Source organism: Streptomyces millisiae (assembly GCF_031845425.1).
Lineage (GTDB): Bacteria > Actinomycetota > Actinomycetes > Streptomycetales > Streptomycetaceae > Streptomyces > Streptomyces millisiae.
Window position 1 is genome coordinate 16,578 of record NZ_JAVREM010000027.1, and the last position, 19,218, is coordinate 35,795.

General features: G+C 73.6%; 13 protein-coding genes and 1 pseudogene. 6 read left to right on the plus strand and 8 right to left on the minus strand.

All coding sequences use genetic code 11. From position 1 onward, the window contains the following. Window positions 1-18: 18 nt before the first annotated feature. Entirely contained in the window at window positions 19-426 is a 408-nt protein-coding gene (locus RNC47_RS20090) for a helix-turn-helix domain-containing protein (RefSeq protein ID WP_311600654.1), read from the plus strand. 49 nt (window positions 427-475) lie between these two features. On the opposite strand, the gene RNC47_RS20095 is transcribed toward RNC47_RS20090, so the two are convergent. Then, a complete protein-coding gene (locus RNC47_RS20095; RefSeq protein ID WP_311600655.1) occupies window positions 476-5,185 on the minus strand; it encodes an ATP-dependent helicase in 4,710 nt (1,569 codons plus the stop codon). 81 nt (window positions 5,186-5,266) lie between these two features. On the opposite strand from RNC47_RS20095, the gene RNC47_RS20100 reads away from it, so the two are divergent. From RNC47_RS20100 to recX, 3 genes and pseudogenes are all read left to right on the plus strand, one after another. Then, a complete protein-coding gene (locus tag RNC47_RS20100; protein ID WP_311600656.1) occupies window positions 5,267-5,461 on the plus strand; it encodes a DUF3046 domain-containing protein in 195 nt (64 codons plus the stop codon). Window positions 5,462-5,637: 176 nt separating this feature from the next. Next, window positions 5,638-6,774 (plus strand): recombinase RecA, encoded by a 1,137-nt coding sequence (gene recA, locus RNC47_RS20105; RefSeq protein ID WP_311600659.1) that lies wholly within the window; start codon window positions 5,638-5,640, stop codon window positions 6,772-6,774. Beyond that, window positions 6,669-7,382, plus strand: a pseudogene (gene recX, locus RNC47_RS20110) (recombination regulator RecX); the annotation flags it as partial. The gene recA and the pseudogene recX, both read left to right, overlap by 106 nt. 32 nt (window positions 7,383-7,414) lie before the next feature. Here the strand turns inward: recX and RNC47_RS20115 are convergent. The 5 genes from RNC47_RS20115 to RNC47_RS20135 form a co-directional block, all read right to left on the minus strand. Next, complete coding sequence (locus tag RNC47_RS20115) at window positions 7,415-8,962, minus strand: FAD-dependent monooxygenase (protein WP_311600661.1); 1,548 nt, start codon at window positions 8,960-8,962, stop codon at window positions 7,415-7,417. A 60-nt stretch (window positions 8,963-9,022) separates the two neighbouring features. Further along, window positions 9,023-10,000 (minus strand): amino acid ABC transporter permease, encoded by a 978-nt coding sequence (locus tag RNC47_RS20120; RefSeq protein WP_311600663.1) that lies wholly within the window; start codon window positions 9,998-10,000, stop codon window positions 9,023-9,025. Further along, on the minus strand, window positions 9,997-10,668 hold the full coding sequence (locus RNC47_RS20125) for an amino acid ABC transporter permease (RefSeq protein ID WP_311600665.1): 672 nt from the start codon (window positions 10,666-10,668) through the stop codon (window positions 9,997-9,999). Before RNC47_RS20125 ends, RNC47_RS20120 begins: the two co-directional genes overlap by 4 nt. Before the next feature lie 84 nt (window positions 10,669-10,752). After that, complete coding sequence (locus RNC47_RS20130; RefSeq protein WP_311600667.1) at window positions 10,753-11,595, minus strand: glutamate ABC transporter substrate-binding protein; 843 nt, start codon at window positions 11,593-11,595, stop codon at window positions 10,753-10,755. A gap of 77 nt (window positions 11,596-11,672) precedes the next feature. Further along, window positions 11,673-12,461 (minus strand): amino acid ABC transporter ATP-binding protein, encoded by a 789-nt coding sequence (locus RNC47_RS20135; protein ID WP_311600669.1) that lies wholly within the window; start codon window positions 12,459-12,461, stop codon window positions 11,673-11,675. A gap of 250 nt (window positions 12,462-12,711) precedes the next feature. On the opposite strand from RNC47_RS20135, the gene RNC47_RS20140 reads away from it, so the two are divergent. Next, window positions 12,712-13,404: a response regulator transcription factor gene (locus RNC47_RS20140; RefSeq protein WP_311600671.1), complete on the plus strand. Its 693-nt coding sequence runs from the start codon at window positions 12,712-12,714 to the stop codon at window positions 13,402-13,404. 18 nt (window positions 13,405-13,422) lie between these two features. After that, complete coding sequence (locus RNC47_RS20145; protein ID WP_311600673.1) at window positions 13,423-14,862, plus strand: sensor histidine kinase; 1,440 nt, start codon at window positions 13,423-13,425, stop codon at window positions 14,860-14,862. Here the strand turns inward: RNC47_RS20145 and RNC47_RS20150 are convergent. After that, on the minus strand, window positions 14,828-17,881 hold the full coding sequence (locus RNC47_RS20150; RefSeq protein WP_311600675.1) for an alpha-mannosidase: 3,054 nt from the start codon (window positions 17,879-17,881) through the stop codon (window positions 14,828-14,830). The genes RNC47_RS20145 and RNC47_RS20150 overlap by 35 nt on opposite strands. 239 nt (window positions 17,882-18,120) lie before the next feature. Further along, on the minus strand, window positions 18,121-19,110 hold the full coding sequence (locus RNC47_RS20155) for a TAXI family TRAP transporter solute-binding subunit (protein ID WP_394814828.1): 990 nt from the start codon (window positions 19,108-19,110) through the stop codon (window positions 18,121-18,123). Window positions 19,111-19,218 lie beyond the last annotated feature (108 nt).

Sequence of the window (19,218 nt, forward strand, 5' to 3'; positions counted from 1 at the left end):
CCGAGGAGGGAGCCACCGATGATCCTGCTCCGTCGCCTGTTGGGTGACGTGCTGCGTCGGCAGCGCCAACATCAGGGCCGCACCCTGCGCGAAGTGTCCTCCTCAGCCCGGGTCTCCCTCGGATACCTCTCCGAGGTGGAGCGTGGCCAGAAGGAGGCTTCATCCGAGCTGCTGGCCGCCATCTGCGACGCGTTGGACCTGCGGATGTCGGAGCTGATGCGGGAGGTCAGCGACGAGCTGGCACTCGCGGAGCTGGCCCAGTCCGCCGCGAGCGACACGGTGCCGTCCCTCGGGGTGCCCTCCGGCCGGAGTCTGGCGGAGCGCCCCATGCTCAACCCGGTGCGGGTCACCTCCGTGGCCCACCGTCCCGACGACCGCGTCACGATCAAGGCCCCGGCCGAGGCCGTGGACGTCGTCGCCGCCTGACCCATCACCCGGCCCGTCGCCCGCACCGGCGGGCCGGTCGAGTGTTTCCCTATGCCCGCAGACGCAGCCCCTTGGGCGTCGCGTGGAAGCCGGCGCTCTCGAGCAGCCGGACCCAGAGCGGCTCGGAGAGCGCGGGGGAGCCGTTGACCCGCTCCACCGTCAGCGTGCCGAGCGCGCCCTCGCGGGCCGCCGCGGCCAGCACCTCGGCGGCCGGCCGCAGCGCCTCCTCGACGACCTCCGCCGGGCCCTCCGGCGCCCAGGCGAGCATCGACCGCCCGCCGCGCTCCAGGTAGAGCGCGAGCTCGCCCGCCACCAGCACGACGAGCGCGCCCGCCTTGCGGCCCGGCTTGTGCCCGGCGCCCCGGGGTGGCTCGGGCCAGGGCAGCGCGGCTCCGTAGGCGTTCGCCGGGTCGGCGGCGGCCAGCAGCACCGCGCGCCGGCCGCCGGCGCTGGGGGCGGCGGACTCGGCTGCCGAGCCGATCGCCCGCAGCCGGTCCACCGCGCCGTCCATCGCGAACTGGGCCGCGCCGAGCCCCTCGACCACGTAGCCGCGCCTGGCCTGGCCGCTCTCCTCGAAGGCGGCGAGCACCCGGTAGGCGGCCGCGAAGCCGCCAGGAACGCCCTCGGCCGCCACGGCGCCGCGCGTCACCACCCCGTGCCGGTCGAGCAGGGTGCGGGCCAGCGCGTGGGCGCGCAGCGTCGGGTCCGCCTCGCGCGGCGGCAGCAGCGACCAGCGGCCCGAGACGGTCGGCGGCCCGCTCCTGGAGGCCGTGGGGCGCCGTGTGTGGCCGGTGCCGAGAGCAAGGGCGCCGTAGCGGCCGCGGGGGGTGGCCCGGCGGGCGCGGTGCGCGGTGGCGCCGGCGGTGCGGCCCGAGCCGAGCAGCGCGCGCAGCGGGCCTATGGTGTCGTTGGTCAGCCGGCCCGACCAGGCCAGGTCCCAGACGGCCTCGGCCAGGGCGGCGTCCGACGCCTCCTCGCCGGCCGCCCGGACCTGCTCGGCGATCTGCCGGAAGAACAGCCCGTAGCCGCCGGCCAGCGCGTCGAGGACGGCGCGGTGCAGGGGGCCGAGCTCCAGCGGCAGCGGGGGCGGCAGCAGCAGGGGGGCGGCGTCCGCCGTGTAGAGCGAGACCCAGCCGTCCTTGCCGGGCAGCGCCCCGGCACCGGCCCACACCACCTCGCCGGAGGCCGTCAGCTCGTCGAGCAGCGGCGCGGCGAACCCCCTCACCCGGAAGGGCAGCACCAGGCGCTCGAGCGCCGACGCCGGCACCGGGGCGCCCTGCAGCTGCTCGACCGCCCGCACCAGGCCGTCGATGCCGCGCAACTCGCCGGCTCCGCCCGGCCCGGCGAGGTGCTGCCAACGCGGCAGGAAGGCCGCCAGAGCGGCCGGCGGGACCGGCTCGACCTCCTGCCGCAGGGCGGCCAGGGAACGGCGCCGCAGGCGCCGCAGCACGCCGGGCTCGCACCATTCCTGGCCGGCCTCGCCCGGCCTGAACTCGCCCTGCACCAGACGGCCCGCCGCGGCCAGCCGGTGCAGCGCGCCGTCCGCCACGGCCGTGCCGAGCCCGAAGCGGGCGGCGGCCTGGGCTGAGGTGAAGGGGCCGTGGGTGCGGGCGTAGCGGGACAGCAGGTCGCCCAGCGGATCGGCCACCGGCTCGGTGAAGGCCTCCGGCACCCCCACCGGCAGCGCGGCGCCCAGCGCGTCCCGCAGGCGGCCGGCGTCCTCGATGGCGCACCAGTGCTCCTCGCCGGCGATCCGCACCCGCAGCGCGCGCCGGGCGGCGGCGAGCTCCGCCGCCCACTCGGGGCGGGCGCCCCGGACGGTCAGCTCGGCGTCCGTCAGCGGGCCGAGCACCCGCAGCAGGTCGGCGACGCCCTCCACGCCGGAGATCCGGCGCTCCTCGGTCAGCCAGCCCAGCTCCCGCTCCAGCTCCGCGAGCACCTCGGGGTCGAGCAGCTCGCGCAGCTCGGCCCGCCCCAACAGCTCGGCCAGCAGCCGCGAGTCCAGGGAGAGCGCCGCGGCGCGCCGCTCGGCCAGCGGCGAGTCCCCCTCGTAGAGGTACTGGGCGACATAGCCGAACAGCAGGGAGCGGGCGAAAGGCGAGGGCTCGCGGGTGGTGACCTCGACGAGCCGCACCCGGCGGGCCTGGATGTCCCCCATCAGCTGGGCGAGGCCCGGCACGTCGAACACGTCCTGCAGGCACTCGCGGACCGCCTCGAGCACGATCGGGAAGGACCCGAACTCGGAGGCCACGGAGAGCAGCTGGGCCGCCCGCTGGCGCTGCTGCCACAGCGGGGTGCGCCGCCCGGGGTCGCGCCTGGGGAGCAGCAGCGCCCGGGCCGCGCACTCGCGGAACCGCGAGGCGAACAGGGCGGAGCCGCCCACCTGGTCGGTGACGAGGTCGTCGACCTCGCTCCGGTCGAACAGCACGTCCCCCGCGCCGACCGGGGCCTGGCCGTCGTCGAACGCCGCGTCCCCGGCCCCCGTGACCGGGCCCTCCGGGTCGAGGCCGGCCTCGGTGGCCAGCAGGTCGGCGTCGGGCAGCCGCAGCACGATCCCGTCGTCCGCGTGCAGCACCTGGGCGTCCATGCCGAAGCGCTCACCGAGCCGCGCGCCGAGCGCCAGGGCCCAGGGGGCGTGCACCTGGGCGCCGAAGGGGGAGTGCACCACGACGCGCCAGTCGCCCAGCTCGTCCCTGAACCGCTCGACGACGATGGTGCGGTCGTCCGGAACGTGGCCGCAGGCCTGGCGCTGCTCGCCGAGATAGCCCAGCACGTTGTCCACGGCCCAGTCGTCGAGACCGGCGGCGGCCAGCCGCTCCCTGGCGGCCTCCGGGGACAGGGCGCTGAGCTCGCGCACGAACGCGCCGATCGCGCGGCCGAGCTCCAGCGGACGGCCCAGCTGGTCGCCCTTCCAGAACGGCAGCCGGCCAGGCACCCCGGGAGCCGGCGTGACCAGCACCCGGTCCCGGGTGATGTCCTCGATGCGCCAGGAGGTGGTGCCGAGGGTGAAGACGTCCCCCACCCGGGACTCGTAGACCATCTCCTCGTCGAGCTCGCCGACCCGGCCGCCGCCCCGGCGCGGGTCGGCGCCGGCCAGGAACACCCCGAACAGGCCGCGGTCGGGGATGGTGCCGCCCGAGGTGACGGCCAGCCGCTGGGCCCCCGGGCGGCCGGCGACGGTGTGGGCCACCCGGTCCCAGACGAGCCTGGGCCGCAGCTCGGCGAAGGCGTCCGACGGGTAGCGGCCGGCCAACATGTCGAGCACCGCGTGGTAGGCGGACTCCGGCAGCGCCGCGAACGGCGCCGCGCGCCGCACCAGGGCCAGCAGCTCGTCCACGTCCCAGGTGTCCATCGCGGTGATCGCGACCAGCTGCTGGGCCAGCACGTCCAGCGGGTTGGCCGGGATCCGCAGCGCCTCGATGGCGCCGGCCCGCATCCGCTCGGTGACCACGGCCGACTGCACGAGATCGCCCCGGTACTTGGGGAAGACCACGCCGGCCGAGACGGCGCCCACCTGGTGGCCCGCGCGGCCGACCCGCTGGAGCCCGGAGGCCACCGAGGGCGGGGACTCGACCTGGATCACCAGGTCCACCGAGCCCATGTCGATGCCGAGCTCCAGGCTCGAGGTGGCGACCACGGCCGGCAGCCGGCCCGCCTTCAGGTCCTCCTCGATCAGGGCGCGCTGCTCCTTGGAGACCGAGCCGTGGTGCGCCCTGGCCAGGACCGCGGGGGCGCCCCTGGCGGCCCCCGAGCCGCCCATGAGAGCGGCGGGGGAGTGCTCCTCGGGCAGCGGCTCGCCGGTGGCGCGCTCGTGCGCGATCTCGTTCATCCGGTTGCACAGGCGCTCGGCGAGGCGCCGGGAGTTGGCGAAGACGATGGTGGAGCGGTGGGCGAGCACCAGGTCGACGATGCGCTCCTCGACGGAGGGCCAGATGGACGGCGGCCCGCCTGGGCCGCCCCCGGGGCCCGGGGCGTCGGGCACGGGGGAGCCGCCGAGCTCGCCCATGTCGGCGACGGGCACGACCACCGAGAGCTGGAACTCCTTGCCGGACGGCGGCTGGACGATCCTCGCCTTGCGCTGCGGCGAGAGGAACCTGGCCACCTCGTCCACCGGCCGGACCGTGGCGGAGAGCCCGATCCGCCGGGCCGGCCTGGGCAGCAGCGCGTCGAGTCGCTCGAGGGAGAGGGCCAGATGCGCCCCGCGCTTGGTGCCGGCGACGGCGTGCACCTCGTCCAGGATCACGGTCTCGACGCCGGCCAGCGCCTCGCGGCTGGCCGAGGTGAGCATGAGGAACAGCGACTCCGGGGTGGTGATCAGGATGTCGGGCGGCCGGCGGGCCAGGGCGCGGCGGTCGGCCGCCGGGGTGTCGCCGGTGCGGATGCCGACCCGGATCTCCGGCTCGGGGAGGCCGAGGCGGACCGACTCCTGCCGGATGCCGGTGAGCGGGCTGCGGAGATTCCGCTCCACGTCGACGGCGAGCGCCTTGAGCGGGGAGACGTACAGCACCCGGCAACGCTTCAGCGGCTCGGCGGGCGGCGGGGTGGCTGCCAGCCGGTCGAGCGAGGCGAGGAAGGCGGCCAGGGTCTTGCCCGAGCCGGTCGGCGCGACCACCAGGGCGTCCGACTCCTCGGCGATCGCCTGCCAGGCTCCCACCTGCGCCGCCGTGGGCGCGTGGAAGGCCCGGCCGAACCACGCCCTGGTGGCCGGCGAGAACCCGTCGAGCGCCGCCTCCGCGCCCGATGCCGCATGTCCGTCCATGTCTCTCATCGTGACACCCGGCACCGACAGTCGGTCTCGGGGACCTTCGGGCACCCGCGGCGCCGGCGGGATACTGGGGGTATGCGGTTGACGGACTTCTGGCAGCGGATGGCGGAGCAGTTCGGTCCTGCCTACGCGGACTCCTTCGCTCGGGACCACGTGATGGCCGAGCTCGGGGGAAAGACGGTGAACGAGGCGCTGGCCGCCGGCTGGAGCGCCAAGGAGGTCTGGCGGGGGGTCTGCGTGGCCATGGACGTGCCCTCGCACCTGCGGTGATGGCGCTGAGCAGGCATTTTCCCGGTTATCCACAGACCGGTCCGGTCGCTTGACACAAAAATCGAACAGCCATTCTTATGGGGGTGCGGAACGGCGTCCCGGTCCTCGATTGTCAGTGGCGGGCGCTAGCGTCCGTGGATGTGAAGCGATCGAATCAGACGGACCGGGTGGCACCCATGGCAGGTACGGACCGCGAGAAGGCGTTGGACGCCGCTCTCGCACAGATTGAGCGGCAGTTCGGAAAAGGCGCCGTGATGCGCCTGGGCGAGCGGCCGGACGAACCGATCGAGGTGATCCCCACCGGTTCCACCGCCCTCGACGTGGCCCTCGGCGTGGGCGGGCTGCCGCGCGGCCGGGTGGTCGAGGTGTTCGGCCCGGAGTCCTCGGGAAAGACGACCCTGACCCTGCACGCGGTGGCGAACGCGCAGCGGGCCGGCGGCACGGTCGCCTTCGTGGACGCCGAGCACGCGCTCGACCCGGAGTACGCCAAGAAGCTGGGCGTGGACGTGGACCAGCTGATCCTCTCCCAGCCGGACAACGGCGAGCAGGCGCTCGAGATCACCGACATGCTGATCCGCTCCGGCGCCCTCGACCTGATCGTCATCGACTCGGTGGCGGCCCTGGTGCCGCGCGCCGAGATCGAGGGCGAGATGGGCGACTCACACGTCGGCCTCCAGGCCCGACTGATGAGCCAGGCCCTGCGGAAGATCACCGGTGCGCTCAACCAGTCGAAGACCACGGCGGTCTTCATCAACCAGCTCCGTGAGAAGGTCGGCGTGATGTTCGGCTCGCCGGAGACGACCACGGGCGGCCGGGCGCTGAAGTTCTACGCCTCGGTGCGGCTCGACATCCGTCGCATCGAGACCCTGAAGGACGGCACCGATGCGGTGGGCAACCGCACCCGGGTCAAGGTCGTCAAGAACAAGGTGGCCCCGCCCTTCAAGCAGGCCGAGTTCGACATCCTCTACGGCATCGGCATCAGCCGTGAGGGCGGCCTGATCGACATGGGCGTCGAGCACGGCTTCATCCGCAAGTCCGGCGCCTGGTACACCTACGAGGGCGACCAGCTGGGGCAGGGCAAGGAGAACGCGCGGAACTTCCTGCGTGACAACCCCGACCTGGCCAACGAGATCGAGAAGAAGATCAAGGAGAAGCTGGGCATCGGGCCCAGGACCGAGGCGCCCGAAGGCGAGCCCGGCAAGGACGCGGCGGGCACCGCGGCCGCTCCGGCCACCGCCCCGGCCGCCGTCGCCGCGCCCACGCCCGCCAAGGGCGGGAAGGCCAAGCCCGCGGCCGCCGCGGCCAAGAGCTGACGGTGACCCGGCGCACCGACTGGCCGGAGGGCGCGCGAGAAGAAGACGGCGGTGGCCCTGCCGCGTCGAGGGCCGCGGCTGGGCCACCGCACCCCCCGAGGAGCCCGGAGGAGCGGGCGCGGGCGATCTGCCTGCGGCTGCTCACCGGGACTCCGCGGACACGGCGGGAGCTGGCCGACGCGCTCCGCGCCCGGGAGGTGCCCGAGGAGGTGTCGGCGGCGGTCCTCGACCGGTTCGAGGAGGTGGGGCTGATCGACGACGCCGCCTTCGCGGCGGCCTGGGTGGAGTCAAGGCACCACGGGCGGGGGCTCGCCCGGCGGGCGCTGGCGCGTGAGCTGCGCACCAAGGGGGTTGCCGCCCCTTCCATCGACGAGGCGATCGGTCGTCTCGACGCCGAGCGCGAGGAGGAGACGGCCCGGGCGCTGGTGGAGCGCCGGCTGCGGGCTACCCGGGGCCTCGACCGCGACCGGCGGCTGCGGCGCCTCGTCGGGATGCTGGCCCGCAAGGGCTACCCGGAGGGCATGGCCCTGCGGGTGGTCAGGGAGGCCCTGGCCGCCGAGGGGGAGGACCCGGGCGAGGAGGCCGAGCTGCTGGAGGGCGGCCTCTGAACCTCTGAACCCGGCGGGGCGCCCGGAGGGCCTCAGGCCCCGGTGGCGCCGCGCAGCGCCCGTCCACACTCGGCGAGACCGGCCAGGTCCGTGCCCGGCAGCGCGGCGGCCAGGTGCCCGTCGGGGCGGACGACCAGCAGGGTGTGGGCACTGACCCCCGGATACTCCTCGGTGACCATCAGCTCCGCCGGCAGCGGCAGGGTGCCGACCGCCGCCGCCAGCCGGGGCATGAGGCCGGCCGTCAGCCAGTGCCGCGCGTCCCACACGCGGGATCCCGGGGCCGTCAGCACCAGCAGCAGTGGGCCGCCGAGCCGCTCCCTGAGCGAGCCCTGGACGCCGTTCAGGGTGGTCACCAGAACGTCGTCGACCAGGGTGCCCGGCGGGTCGGTCGGGGTGGCCCGGGGCGCGGTGCTGGCCAGCGGGGACGCCGGATAGCCGGCGGGCGCGCCCAGTGCGCCACGGCCCAGGTGGGCATCGGCGAGCAGGGTGAGCCGCCCTCGGCCGCGCCCGGTGAGGCGTCCGGCGAGCCCACCGCCGCGCACCAGCGGCAGCGCCTGGTCCACCGCCCGCAGCCGGTCGGCGACGGCGGTGCGGCGCTCGGCCTCGTAGCTGTCGAGCAGGGCCTCGGCGTCGCCCTCCCGGCAGGCGATGGCCAGCTTCCACGCCAGGTTGTCCACGTCCCGCAGCCCCTCGGCGACCTGCTGGGTGCCGAGGGAGCCCAACAGATGCGCCGCGTCCCCCGCGAGGAAGGCGCGCCCGGCGCGCCAGCGGCGGGCCAGCCGCTGGTGGCAGACGTGCACGCCCGCGTCCAGCAGCTCGTAGGGCGGGAGTTCGCCGTCGTGCCAGGTGGTGAGTGTGGCGTGCACCCGCTCCAGCATGGCGTCCGGGGTGACCAGGGCGCCGTCGGGCGGCAGCGGCCAGTCGAGCCGCCACTGGTCGCCGGCCAGCGGCCTGGCGGTGACCTCGGCCTGCGGCACCCCGCGGTGCAGCCCGGCCTCGCCCGGCCAGGGCAGCTCGGCGCGCAGCGCCGCCACCGCGTAGCGCTCGACGCCGGTGCGGCCGGGGAAGGCGATGCCCAGCAGCTTGCGGGCGGTGGAGCGAGCCCCGTCGCAGCCGACGAGATAGCTGCCGCGGAAGGTCCTCGCCTGGCCGCGCTGGCCCTCGGGGGCCCGGCGCACGGTGTGGGCCAGGATCTCGCGGTCGTGCTGCTCCAGGTCCGTCAGCCGGTGCCCGGCCGCGATCCTGATCAGCTCCTCGTGCCCCGCGGCCTCCCGCAGGGCGCCCTCGAGGACGTGCTGGGGCAGATGCCGTGGCGCCCCGCCGCCGGGGAACTCGTGGCGGAAGACGGCGCGCCCCCGGACGGTGGTGCGCCACGCCGCCCACACCCCGGTGTCCCGGGCGAGACCCGGCAGCGCCGCCCACCTGGACAGGTCGGGCGGCAGCACGCAGCTGCGGGCGAGGCGTCTGGGGGCCGGTCCCTCTCCGCCGTCGAGTATCACGGAGGGGACGCCCTGCCCGGCAAGGGCAAGCGCCAGCGCGAGCCCGATCGGGCCCGCGCCGGCAATGATCACGGGCAGCACAGCACGTATGCAACCCAGCGGCTGATCGGGCGTCAAGTCCGCCCGGTCCCCGGTGATCGGCTAGGGGGTGGGGTCGGTCCCGGGCTTGCCCGGGGCGGCGACCCCGGCCGGTGCCGCGAGCTGAGGCTCGGACACCTGCGGGGTGGGGATGGCGGAGGCCATCGAGGTGCTGTCCGCCGGGTCGGTCGGGTCGTTCTTCACCACGACGCCGGTGCCCCGCTTGCCGCGCCGCAGCCGGTTCTCCAGCCAGGAGGCCAGGCTGGTGAGCAGGAAGTTCAGCGCGATGAAGAGGATCGCGGCCACCGTGTAGGCGGCGATGGTGTTGGCGTAGTTGGTGGACACCAGTCGCGCGTTGGACAGCAGCTCGCTGTAGCCCAGCATGGCGCCGCCGAGCGTGGTGTCCTTCACGATGACCACCAGTTGGCTGACGATCGCCGGCAGCATCGCGGTCACCGCCTGGGGCAGCAGCACGTGGACCATGGTCTGGCCCTTGCGCAGACCGATCGCCCGGGCCGCCTCGCCCTGGCCGCGCGGCAGCGTCAGCACGCCGGCCCGCACGATCTCGGCGAGCACCGAGGCGTTGTACAGGACCAGGCCGGTCACCACCGCGTACAGCGGGCGGACGTCGCGGTCCACGTCGGACCACAGCGCGTACGCCTGGTTGGCGAAGATCATCATCAGCAGCACCGGAACGGCGCGGAAGAACTCGACGATGACGTCGCAGGGCCGGCGGATCCACCAGTGGTCGGAGAGCCGGCCGATGCCGAACACGACACCGAGCGGCAGCGCGATGACCAGCGAGAGGCCCGCCGCGATCAGCGTGTCCTGCAGGCCGGGCCAGAGGAAGGTGGTCCAGATCCGGGAGTCGGTGACGAAGACGTCCCACTTCTCCGCGTCGAGCTGGTTCTTGTCGTTCATCGCCCGGACGACCCACCAGAAGAAGGCGCCGAGCACGGCAACAAACAGCACGGCGTAGAGCGCGTTCCGCCGCTTGGCGCGCGGCCCCGGGGCGTCATACAGAACGGAGAGGTTGGTCATCGCTTCACCGCCACGCGCTTGGCCAGCCAGCCGAGGAACAGCCCGGTCGGCAGGGTCAAAATGATGAAACCGAGGGCGAACAACAGGGCGATCGGAATGAGGTTGGCCTCGTTCTCGATCATGGTCCGCATCAGGAAGGCCGCTTCGGTCACGCCGATGGCGGCCGCCACCGTGGTGTTCTTGGTGAGGGCGATCAGCACGTTGGCCAGCGGGGCCACCACCGCGCGGAAGGCCTGCGGCAGGACCACGATGCGCAGCACCTGGCCGAAGCCGAGGCCGATGGCGCGGGCCGCCTCGGCCTGGCCCACCGGCACGGTGTTGATGCCGGAGCGCAGCGCCTCACAGACGAAGGTCGAGGTGTACGCGATGAAGCCGAGGACGGCCAGCCGGAAGCCGGTCGTGTCGATCTCGTCGGAGAACATGGTGAACTGCAGCGTCTGGCCCAGGCCCAGCGAGCAGAAGACGATGATCAGGGTCAGCGGGGTGTTGCGGAAGATGTGGACGTAGGCGGTGCCGAAGGCGCGCATGATCGGGACCGGGCTGACCCGCATGCCCGCCAGGATCGTGCCCCAGATCAGGGAGCCGATCGCGGAGTAGACGGTGAGCTGCACCGTCGTCCAGAACGCGCCGAACAGGTCGTACTGTTCGAGGTCTAGGAAGTCGAACACGGAGTCTCTCAGTCTCGACTAGAGGGTGCGGAATGGGTGCGGCGCGCCGCCGGTCGAGGCGGCGCGCCGCGGGGACCCGGTGGGTCAGCTGGCGGCCTCGATCTCGGGCGCCGGCTCGTTCTCGTAACCGGCCGGGCCGAGGTTGGCGTCGACCGCCTCCTGCCAGGCGCCGGAGTCGACCATGCTCTGGATCGCGTCGTTGATCTGCTGCTGGAGCTCGGTGTCGTCCTTGGGGATGCCGACGCCGTAGTACTCGTCGCTCAGCTCCAGACCGGCGAGCTCGAACTTGCCCTGGTTGACCTCCTGCGAGGCGTAGCCGGCGAGGATCGAGTCGTCCGTGGTCAGGGCGTCGACCGCGCCGTTCTCCAGGCCGGTCAGGCACTCCGAGTAGGTGCCCATCTCCTGGAGCTGGGCGTCCGGCGCGAAGTCGTTCTGCACGTTCTGCGCCGAGGTGGAGCCGGCGACCGAACAGAGCGTCAGCTCGTTGATCTCGTCCGGCGAGGAGACCGTCTCGCCCGCCCGCACCAGCAGATCCTGGTGCGCGAGGAAGTACGGGCCCGCGAAGCTGACCTGCTGCTCGCGCTCCTCGGTGATCGAGTAGGTGGCCACGATGAAGTCCACGTCGCCGCGCTGGAGCATGCTCTCGCGGTCGCCACTCGGCGACTCGACGAACTCGATCTGGTCGGGCTCGTAGCCGAGCTCGCCCGCGATGTAGGTGGCGACGTCCACGTCGAAGCCGGCGTAGTCGCCGTCCGGGGTCTGCAGGCCGAGACCCGGCTGGTCGAACTTGATGCCGATGGTGATGCTGTCGCCGCCGCCGCTTCCGCCCTCGCTGCCGCCCTCGTCGTCACCGGAGCCGCACGCCGTGGCGGCGAGCGAGAGAGCGAGAACGGAGGCGGCCAGCGCGCTTGCCTTGCGGAGTCTCATTGCATGATCCCTTGTTGTCGTAAAAGTGGTGCGGGTCCGTGGGCGACCGAGCCGGTCGCGGTCGTGAGTCGCGAGCGTCAGTGCTTGAGGATCTTCGAGAGGAAGTCCTTGGCCCGGTCGCTGCGGGGGTTGTCGAAGAACTGGTGCGGGGCCGCCTCTTCGACGATCCGGCCGTCCGCCATGAACACCACGCGATCGGCGGCGGAACGGGCGAAGCCCATCTCGTGGGTGACGACGACCATCGTCATGCCCTCCCTGGCCAGCTGCTGCATGACCTCGAGGACCTCGTTGATCATCTCCGGGTCGAGCGCCGAGGTGGGCTCGTCGAAGAGCATCACCTTGGGCTGCATGGCCAGCGCGCGGGCGATCGCCACCCGCTGCTGCTGACCACCCGAGAGCTGGGCCGGGTACTTGTCGGCCTGGGTGCCGACGCCGACCCGGTCGAGCAGCTCACGCGCCCGGGTCTCGACCTCATCCTTGTTCTGACGCCTGACCTTGATCGGACCCAGCATCACGTTCTCGAGCACGGTCTTGTGCGCGAAGAGGTTGAAGGACTGGAAGACCATGCCCACGTCGGCGCGCAGCCGGGCCAGACCCCGGCCCTCGTCGGGCAGGGGATCACCGTCGATGGTGATCGATCCCGCGTCGATGGTCTCCAGGCGGTTGATGGTCCGGCACAGGGTCGACTTGCCGGAACCCGAGGGACCGATCACGACGACCACTTCGCCGCGCTTGATCGTCAGGTTGATGTCCTGGAGCACGTGCAGCGCACCGAAGTGCTTGTTCACGCTGTCCAGGACGACAAGGTCTTCCGCCAGGGGCGCGGCCTCCTCAGCGGCATCCTTGGTCAGCGGCACATTGCTCATCGTGGCTTTGCTCCGTCCTCGTCGGTTGACGGGACCTTAGCCAGCGCTTACAAGCACCGTCAGCAGATCTGAGCGGAAATTGAGGGTCACGATGTGATCGCGGTCTCGTTGCGCTCGGTGCCGTGACCACCGCGTTCGGTGAGAACCGGGTAACGGAACCGTTCAGCCTCACCGGACCCCCTTGACGCCGGCCGCGTCCATCGGCATGGATGCGGGGATACGCTTCAACTGCCGTGGGAGGAATGCGCGGGTGAGACTGCTCCTGGTCGAGGACGACGAGCATGTCGCCGCCGCCCTGGTCGCCGTGCTGACCAGGCACGGCTTCGACGTGGCCCGCGCCCGCGGCGGCGAGGAGGCCGTCACGCTGGTCCGCGACCGCACCTTCAACGTCGTGCTCCTCGACCTCGGGCTGCCCGACGTGGACGGCTTCGAGGTCTGCGGTCGGATCCGGCGCGTGGCCTCGGTGCCGATCATCATGGTGACCGCGCGCAGCGACGTCCGCTCCCGCATCCATGGCCTCAATCTGGGCGCCGACGACTACGTCGTCAAGCCCTACGACACCGGCGAGCTGCTGGCCCGGATACACGCGGTCAGCCGCCGAAAGGCCCACGAGGAGGAGCCGGCGAGCCCGGAGCCCGACCCCACCGGGGTGCTCAGCCTCGGCCCCATCACCGTGGAGCTCGCCACCCGCCAGGTCTCGGTGGACGGCCGGCAGATCTCCCTGACCCGCAAGGAGTTCGACCTGCTCGCCCTGCTGGCCCAGCGCCCCGGCGTCGTCTACCGCCGGGAGCAGATCATCAGCGACGTCTGGCAGACCAGCTGGGAGGGGACGGGCCGCACGCTCGAGGTGCACGTCGCCTCGCTCCGGGCCAAGCTGCGCCGGCCCGGGCTCGTCGAAACCGTCCGCGGCGTCGGCTACCGGCTGGCGCTCCCCACCGTCTGACCCCACCCCCACTCCCTCATGCGCTCACGTCTGCTCCCGCTGCTCATCGTGCTGCTGGCCGGTGTGCTGCTCGCCCTCGGCGTCCCGCTCGCCGCCAGCCAGGCGCGCAGCGAGCAGCAGCGCGTCGTCGTCGACCGGATCGACGACACCGCGCGCTTCGCCTCGCTCGCCCAGTTCGCCGCCGGTGACGCCGGCGGCGACCAGCTCGTCGCCCTCCAGCAGGAGCTCGACACCTACTTCGAGGTCTACGGCATCAGCGCCGGCGTCTTCCAGCGCGGCGGCGAGTCGATGGCCGCGTCGCCGGAGGGCTGGCAGGTGCCGGGCGGCAAGTACGCGCAGGAGTTCGCCGAGGCGCTGGCCGGCCGGCGCAGCGAGGGCCCGAGCCAGGTCTGGCCGTGGAACACCGACCGGACCCTGGTGGTGGCCTCGCCGGTGATCAGGGACGGCGACGTGATCGCCGTGGTGGTCACCGAGTCGCCCACCGGCCCGCTGCGCGCCCGCATCCTCAGCGGCTGGATGCCCATCGTGGCCGGCCTGGCCGCCGCCACCCTGCTCGCCGTCGCCGCCGCGATCCAGCTCACCAGCTGGGTGCTGCGGCCGGTCCGGGTGCTCGACCGGGCCACCCACGAGATAGCCACCGGGCGGCTCACCGCCCGCGTCGCCCCCTCGGGCGGACCGCCCGAGCTGCGCCGGCTCGCGCACTCCTTCAACGAGATGGCCGACAACGTCGAGCAGGTGCTCGAACAGCAGCGCGCGTTCGTCGCCGACGCCTCGCACCAGCTGCGCAACCCGCTGGCCGCGCTGCTGCTGCGGATCGACCTGCTCGGTCTCGAGCTGCCGGAGGACAACGCGGAGATCGCCTCCGTCCGGGCCGAGGGCAAGCGTCTCGCCACCGTTCTCGACGGCCTGCTCGACCTGGCCCTCGCCGAGCACAGCCCGGCCGACCTGGCGACCACCGACGTCGCCGCGCTGGTCACCGAGCGCCTCGCCGCCTGGCAGCCCGTCGCCGAGCGGCGCGGCGTCGACCTCCGCTTCACCGGGCCCGCGGCCGTCACCGGCTGGGCCGACCCGGTCGGCCTCTCCAGCGCGCTGGACGCGATCGTCGACAACGCGCTCAAGTTCACCCCGAGCGGCGGCGAGGTCTCGCTCACCGTCGCGGCGAGCGGCGAGCAGGTCAGCATCGTCACCGCCGACACCGGTCCCGGCCTCGACGACACCGAGATGGAGCGGATCGGCGACCGCTTCTGGCGCAGCGGCCGCCACCAGAACATCAACGGCTCCGGGCTCGGCCTGTCCATCGTCGGCGCCCTGCTCAACGCGGCCGGCGCCGCCGTCGCCTACGACCACAACCGGCCGCACGGCCTGCGGGTGACGATCACCCTGCCGCGGTACGGCCCCGAGCAGCCGGGCGAGGACCTGCCGATCAGCCTGCCGAGGCAGGCGTCAGCCGCAGAGTGACGACCTGGAACGGGCGCAGCGTCAGCGGCACGCCGCCCGCCGCGTCGATCGCGCACTCCGGGGCCAGCGGGCCCGCGGCCAGGGGGCGCTCCAGCAGGTCGGTCGTGGTCACCGAGGCCAGCGGGAAGCCGGTCACCAGGCGCCCGCTCGACCGGCCGCCCGTCGCCTCGTAGAGCCGGACCACCACGTCGCCGCCGCGGTCGTCGGCCAGCTTCACGGCCGCCACCACCAGGCCCTCGCCCGCGACCGTCACCAGCGGCTCGACGGCCGCCGAGCCCGGCACCTCGCGCTCCGGCAGGTTGATCCGGTGGCCCTCGGTGACCGCGTCGACCAACGAGGCGCCCGGCACCAGCGCGTACCGCAGCAGGTGCTCGCCCTGGTCGGTCTCCGGGTCCGGGTAGCGCGGGGCGCGCAGCAGCGAGAGGCGCACCGTCGTGGTCTGCCCGCCGTCCGGACGCACCTCGCGCGTCACGTCGTGGCCGTACGTCGAGTCGTTCACGACGGCCGCGCCCCAGCCGGGCTCGGCCACCCGCAGCCAGCGGTGCACGCAGATCTCGAACTTGGCCGCGTCCCACGAGGTGTTGGTGTGGGTGGGCCGGTGGACGTGCCCGAACTGGGTCTCGGCCGCCGACTGGTCCGCCTTCACGTCCAGCGGGAAAGCGGCCTTGAGGATCTTCTCCCGCTCGTGCCAGTCGATGTCGGCCGCCGCGTCCAGCACCCGGGCGCCGGCCCGCAGCGTCAGCCGCTGCGTCACCCGCGAGCCCGCCCCGAACGAGCGGGTGACCGCCACCGTCGCCGCCTCGGCCGATGCGGCCTCCAACGTCAGCTCGTCCACCCCGACCAGGTCGGTGACCCGGTGCCGGTAGAAGGAGTCGACGTCCCAGGCGTCCCACAGGTTGGGCAGGTCGGGGTGGAGCTGCAGCAGGTTGCCCGCGCCGCCCGGCGCGATCGCCTCCCGGCCGGAGGCCAGCTCGACGACCGAGACCACCAGACCACGCCCGTCGACCACCACCCGCAGCAGCCCGTTGGCCAGCGTGAAGCCACCGTCCTCAGCCCGCTCCACGGTGACCGGCTCGGCCGCCGGCGCCAGGTCGGCGCGCGGCCGGGCCCCGCCGGCCGGCACCCCGCCCCGCCCGTGCGGCGCCGCGTTGAACACCACCGTGCCAGGCCCGCCGCCGGCCAGCGCCCGTTGCGCCTCGTCCACCAGCGCCAGCAGCTCGTCCCGGAGCCGCGCGTAGGTGGCGCGCGCCTCCCGGTGCACCCAGGCGATCGACGAGCCGGGCAGGATGTCGTGGAACTGGTGGAGCAGGACGGTCTTCCAGATCGCGTCGAGGCGCTCGTACGGGTACGCGTACCCGGGCACCCGCACCGCCGCCGTCGCCGCCCACAGCTCGGCCTCCCGCAGCAGCGACTCGCTGCGCCGGTTGCCCTGCTTGGTCTTGGCCTGGGAGGTGTAGGTGCCGCGGTGCAGCTCCAGGTACAGCTCGCCCACCCACACCGGCGCGTCCCGGTACTCGGCCGCCGCCTTGGCGAAGAACGCCGCGGGCCGCTCGATCTCCACCCGCGGCGAGCCCTCCAGGTCCCGCAGCCGCCGGGCGCGCGCCAGCATCTCGCGGGTGGGGCCGCCGCCGCCGTCACCGAAGCCGAACGGCACGAGCGAACGCGAGCCCCGCCCCTTCTCCCGGTAGTTGGCGGCCGCGTGGGCCAGCTGCTCGCCGCCGAGGTCGGAGTTGTAGGTGTCGACCGGCGGGAAGTGCGTGAAGACCCGGGTGCCGTCGATCCCCTCCCACCAGAACGTGTGGTGCGGGAAGGCGTTGGTCTGGCTCCAGGAGATCTTCTGCGTCAGGAACCACTTCGAGCCGGAGAGCCGCACCAGCTGCGGCAGGGCCGCGGTGTAGCCGAACGAGTCCGGCAGCCACACCTCCTCGGTCTCGATCCCGAACTCCTCCAGGAAGAACCGCTTGCCGTGCACGAACTGCCTGGCCATGGCCTCGCCGCCGACCATGTTGGTGTCCGACTCCACCCACATGCCGCCCACCGGCACGAACGAGCCGTCCGCCACCCGCTGCTTGACCCGCGCGTACACCTCGGGACGGTGTTCCTTCAGCCAGGCCAGCTGCTGCGCCTGCGACATCGCGAAGACGAACTCCGGGTGGTCGTCCATCAGGGCGACCACGTTCGCCGAGGTGCGCGCCACCTTGCGCACCGTCTCGCGCAGCGGCCACAGCCAGGCCGAGTCGATGTGCGCGTGGCCCACCGCGCTGACCCGGTGCGCCGAGGCGTGCGCCGGAGCGGCCAGCACCCCGGCCAGCGCGGCCCGCGCGGCGGGCGCGCTGCCGACGACGTCGTCCAGGTCCAGCGCGTCGAGCGCGCCCTCCACGGCCCGCAGGATGGTCCACCGCCTGGCGTCCTCGACGGCCAGCCGCGTCATCAGACCGCCCAGCACCTCGAGGTCCTGCACCAGCTCCCACACCTGGGGCTCGAAGACCGCCAGGTCCATCCGCGTCACCCGGTACAGCGGCTCGTCGCCCGCGGTCAGCCGATCGCCGAGCGGGCCGGGCCCCTGCTCGTTGAGGATGGGGTTGGCGGCCGCCTCCACCAGCAGTTCGACGCGCTCCCCGCCGGCCGCCGCGTCGGCGATCCGCACCCAGTCGTTGCTCGGGTGCAGCCCCTTCACGGCCTCGCCGTCCGGCCGGTAGACCAGGCCCTCGCACTGGAACCCCGGCATCCGCCGGTCGAAGCCCAGGTCGAGCACCGCCTCCACGGTGCGGCCCGCCCACGCGGCGGGCACCAGACCCGTCACCCGGAACCAGGTCGTGCCCCAGGCCGGCCCCCAGGCGTCGCCCACCGCGGCCGGGCGGTAGGTGGCGGCGAGCCCCTCGGCCACCGGCACCGGCTCGCCCGGGGCGTCCCAGCGCTCCAGGGCCAGCTCCACGGCGGGACCGTGGACGGCGGGCCTGATCCGCTCGGTCAGCACCCGGTGCAGTCGCTGTTCGACGAGGTTGCGGTCATCGTGCATGCTCGGCTGACTCCCTTGTCGTGGCGCGATGGACGATGGTGGGACGTGACGACGGCGGGACCGGGGTTTCGCGGCTAGGGCCTGTCTTCCGGATCTTCGCGGGCTCGCGACGACTGGCATCCCGCCTGGCTGCGTTGCCGAATCGCGCGAGTACGGGCAAGTACGAGCTGCGATCCGGCGCCTTGCCAGCCGGGCGCCATCCGCCGCTCGCTGATCCACGAAGATCCAAAAGACAGGCCCTAGGGCTTGACGGAGCGGTAGTAGTCGCGGGCGCCCGGGTGCAGTTCGAGCGGCTGGGTGTAGATGGCCGTGCGCCGGTCCACGCGCTGCGCGGCGTGCACCGCCTGCCCGATGCGGTCCCGACCGTTGATCACGGACCTGGTCACCTGCTCGGTCAGCGCCTCGTCCACGCTCTCGGTGGTCAGCAGCAGGTTGGCCACCGCCAGGGTGTCCACCACCTGCGAGCCGGGGATGGCCGGGTAGGCGTCGGGCGGCAGCCCGGCCGCCCGGTAGTAGGCGTTCTGCGGGCCGAGCGCCGTCATCGCGGGCAGCAGGTCGCCGAGCGGCACCAGGCGGATGTCGGTGTTGGCCGCCAGCCGCTGCACCGCCGAGGTGGGCAGCCCGCCGGACCAGAAGAAGGCGTCGAGGCGGCCCGCCTCCAGCATCGTGGGCATCGCGTCGATCCCGGAGCGGATCGGGACGATGTCCTCCTCCATGTCGAGGCCGGCCGCCTCGAGCAGCTGTCTGGCCGCCGGCTGCACCCCCGACTGGTCCTGACCGACGCCCACCCGCAGGCCGACCAGGTCCGCGGCGTCCCGCACCGGGGAGTCGGCCGGCACCACCAGCTGGATGTAGTCGTCGTAGAGCCGCGCGCACGCCCGCAGCAGGTCGGCGCCCTCGGGGTCCGCCGCCCGGTAGGCGGCTATCGCGTCGGCGGTGGCGATGGCGAAGTCGGCCTCCCCGGCCACCAGCCGCTGGATGTTCTGCACCGAGCCCTCGCTCGGCTCCAGCGTTATCTCCAGATCCGGGGCGTCCCGCGCGAGCTGGCCGCGGAGCAGCTCACCGTAGCGGGAGTAGACCCCGCTGGCGACGCCGGTGCTCATGGTCACCGAGCCGGTCGGCCGCGGGTCGGAGCCGAAGAGCGGCCGCCACAACAGGCCGGCCAGCACGACGAGCGCGACCGCCACACCGAGCAGCACGGGCACCGGCCGGCGGCGCAGCGTACGCATGGAGAGCAGGCGGCGGTCCTGCGCGCTGGGAGCCACCCGAGCAAGCTACCAGCGGAACGTAGACTTGGGGACTGCCTCTAGCTGGTCCCGGATCGATTTGGATTGAGT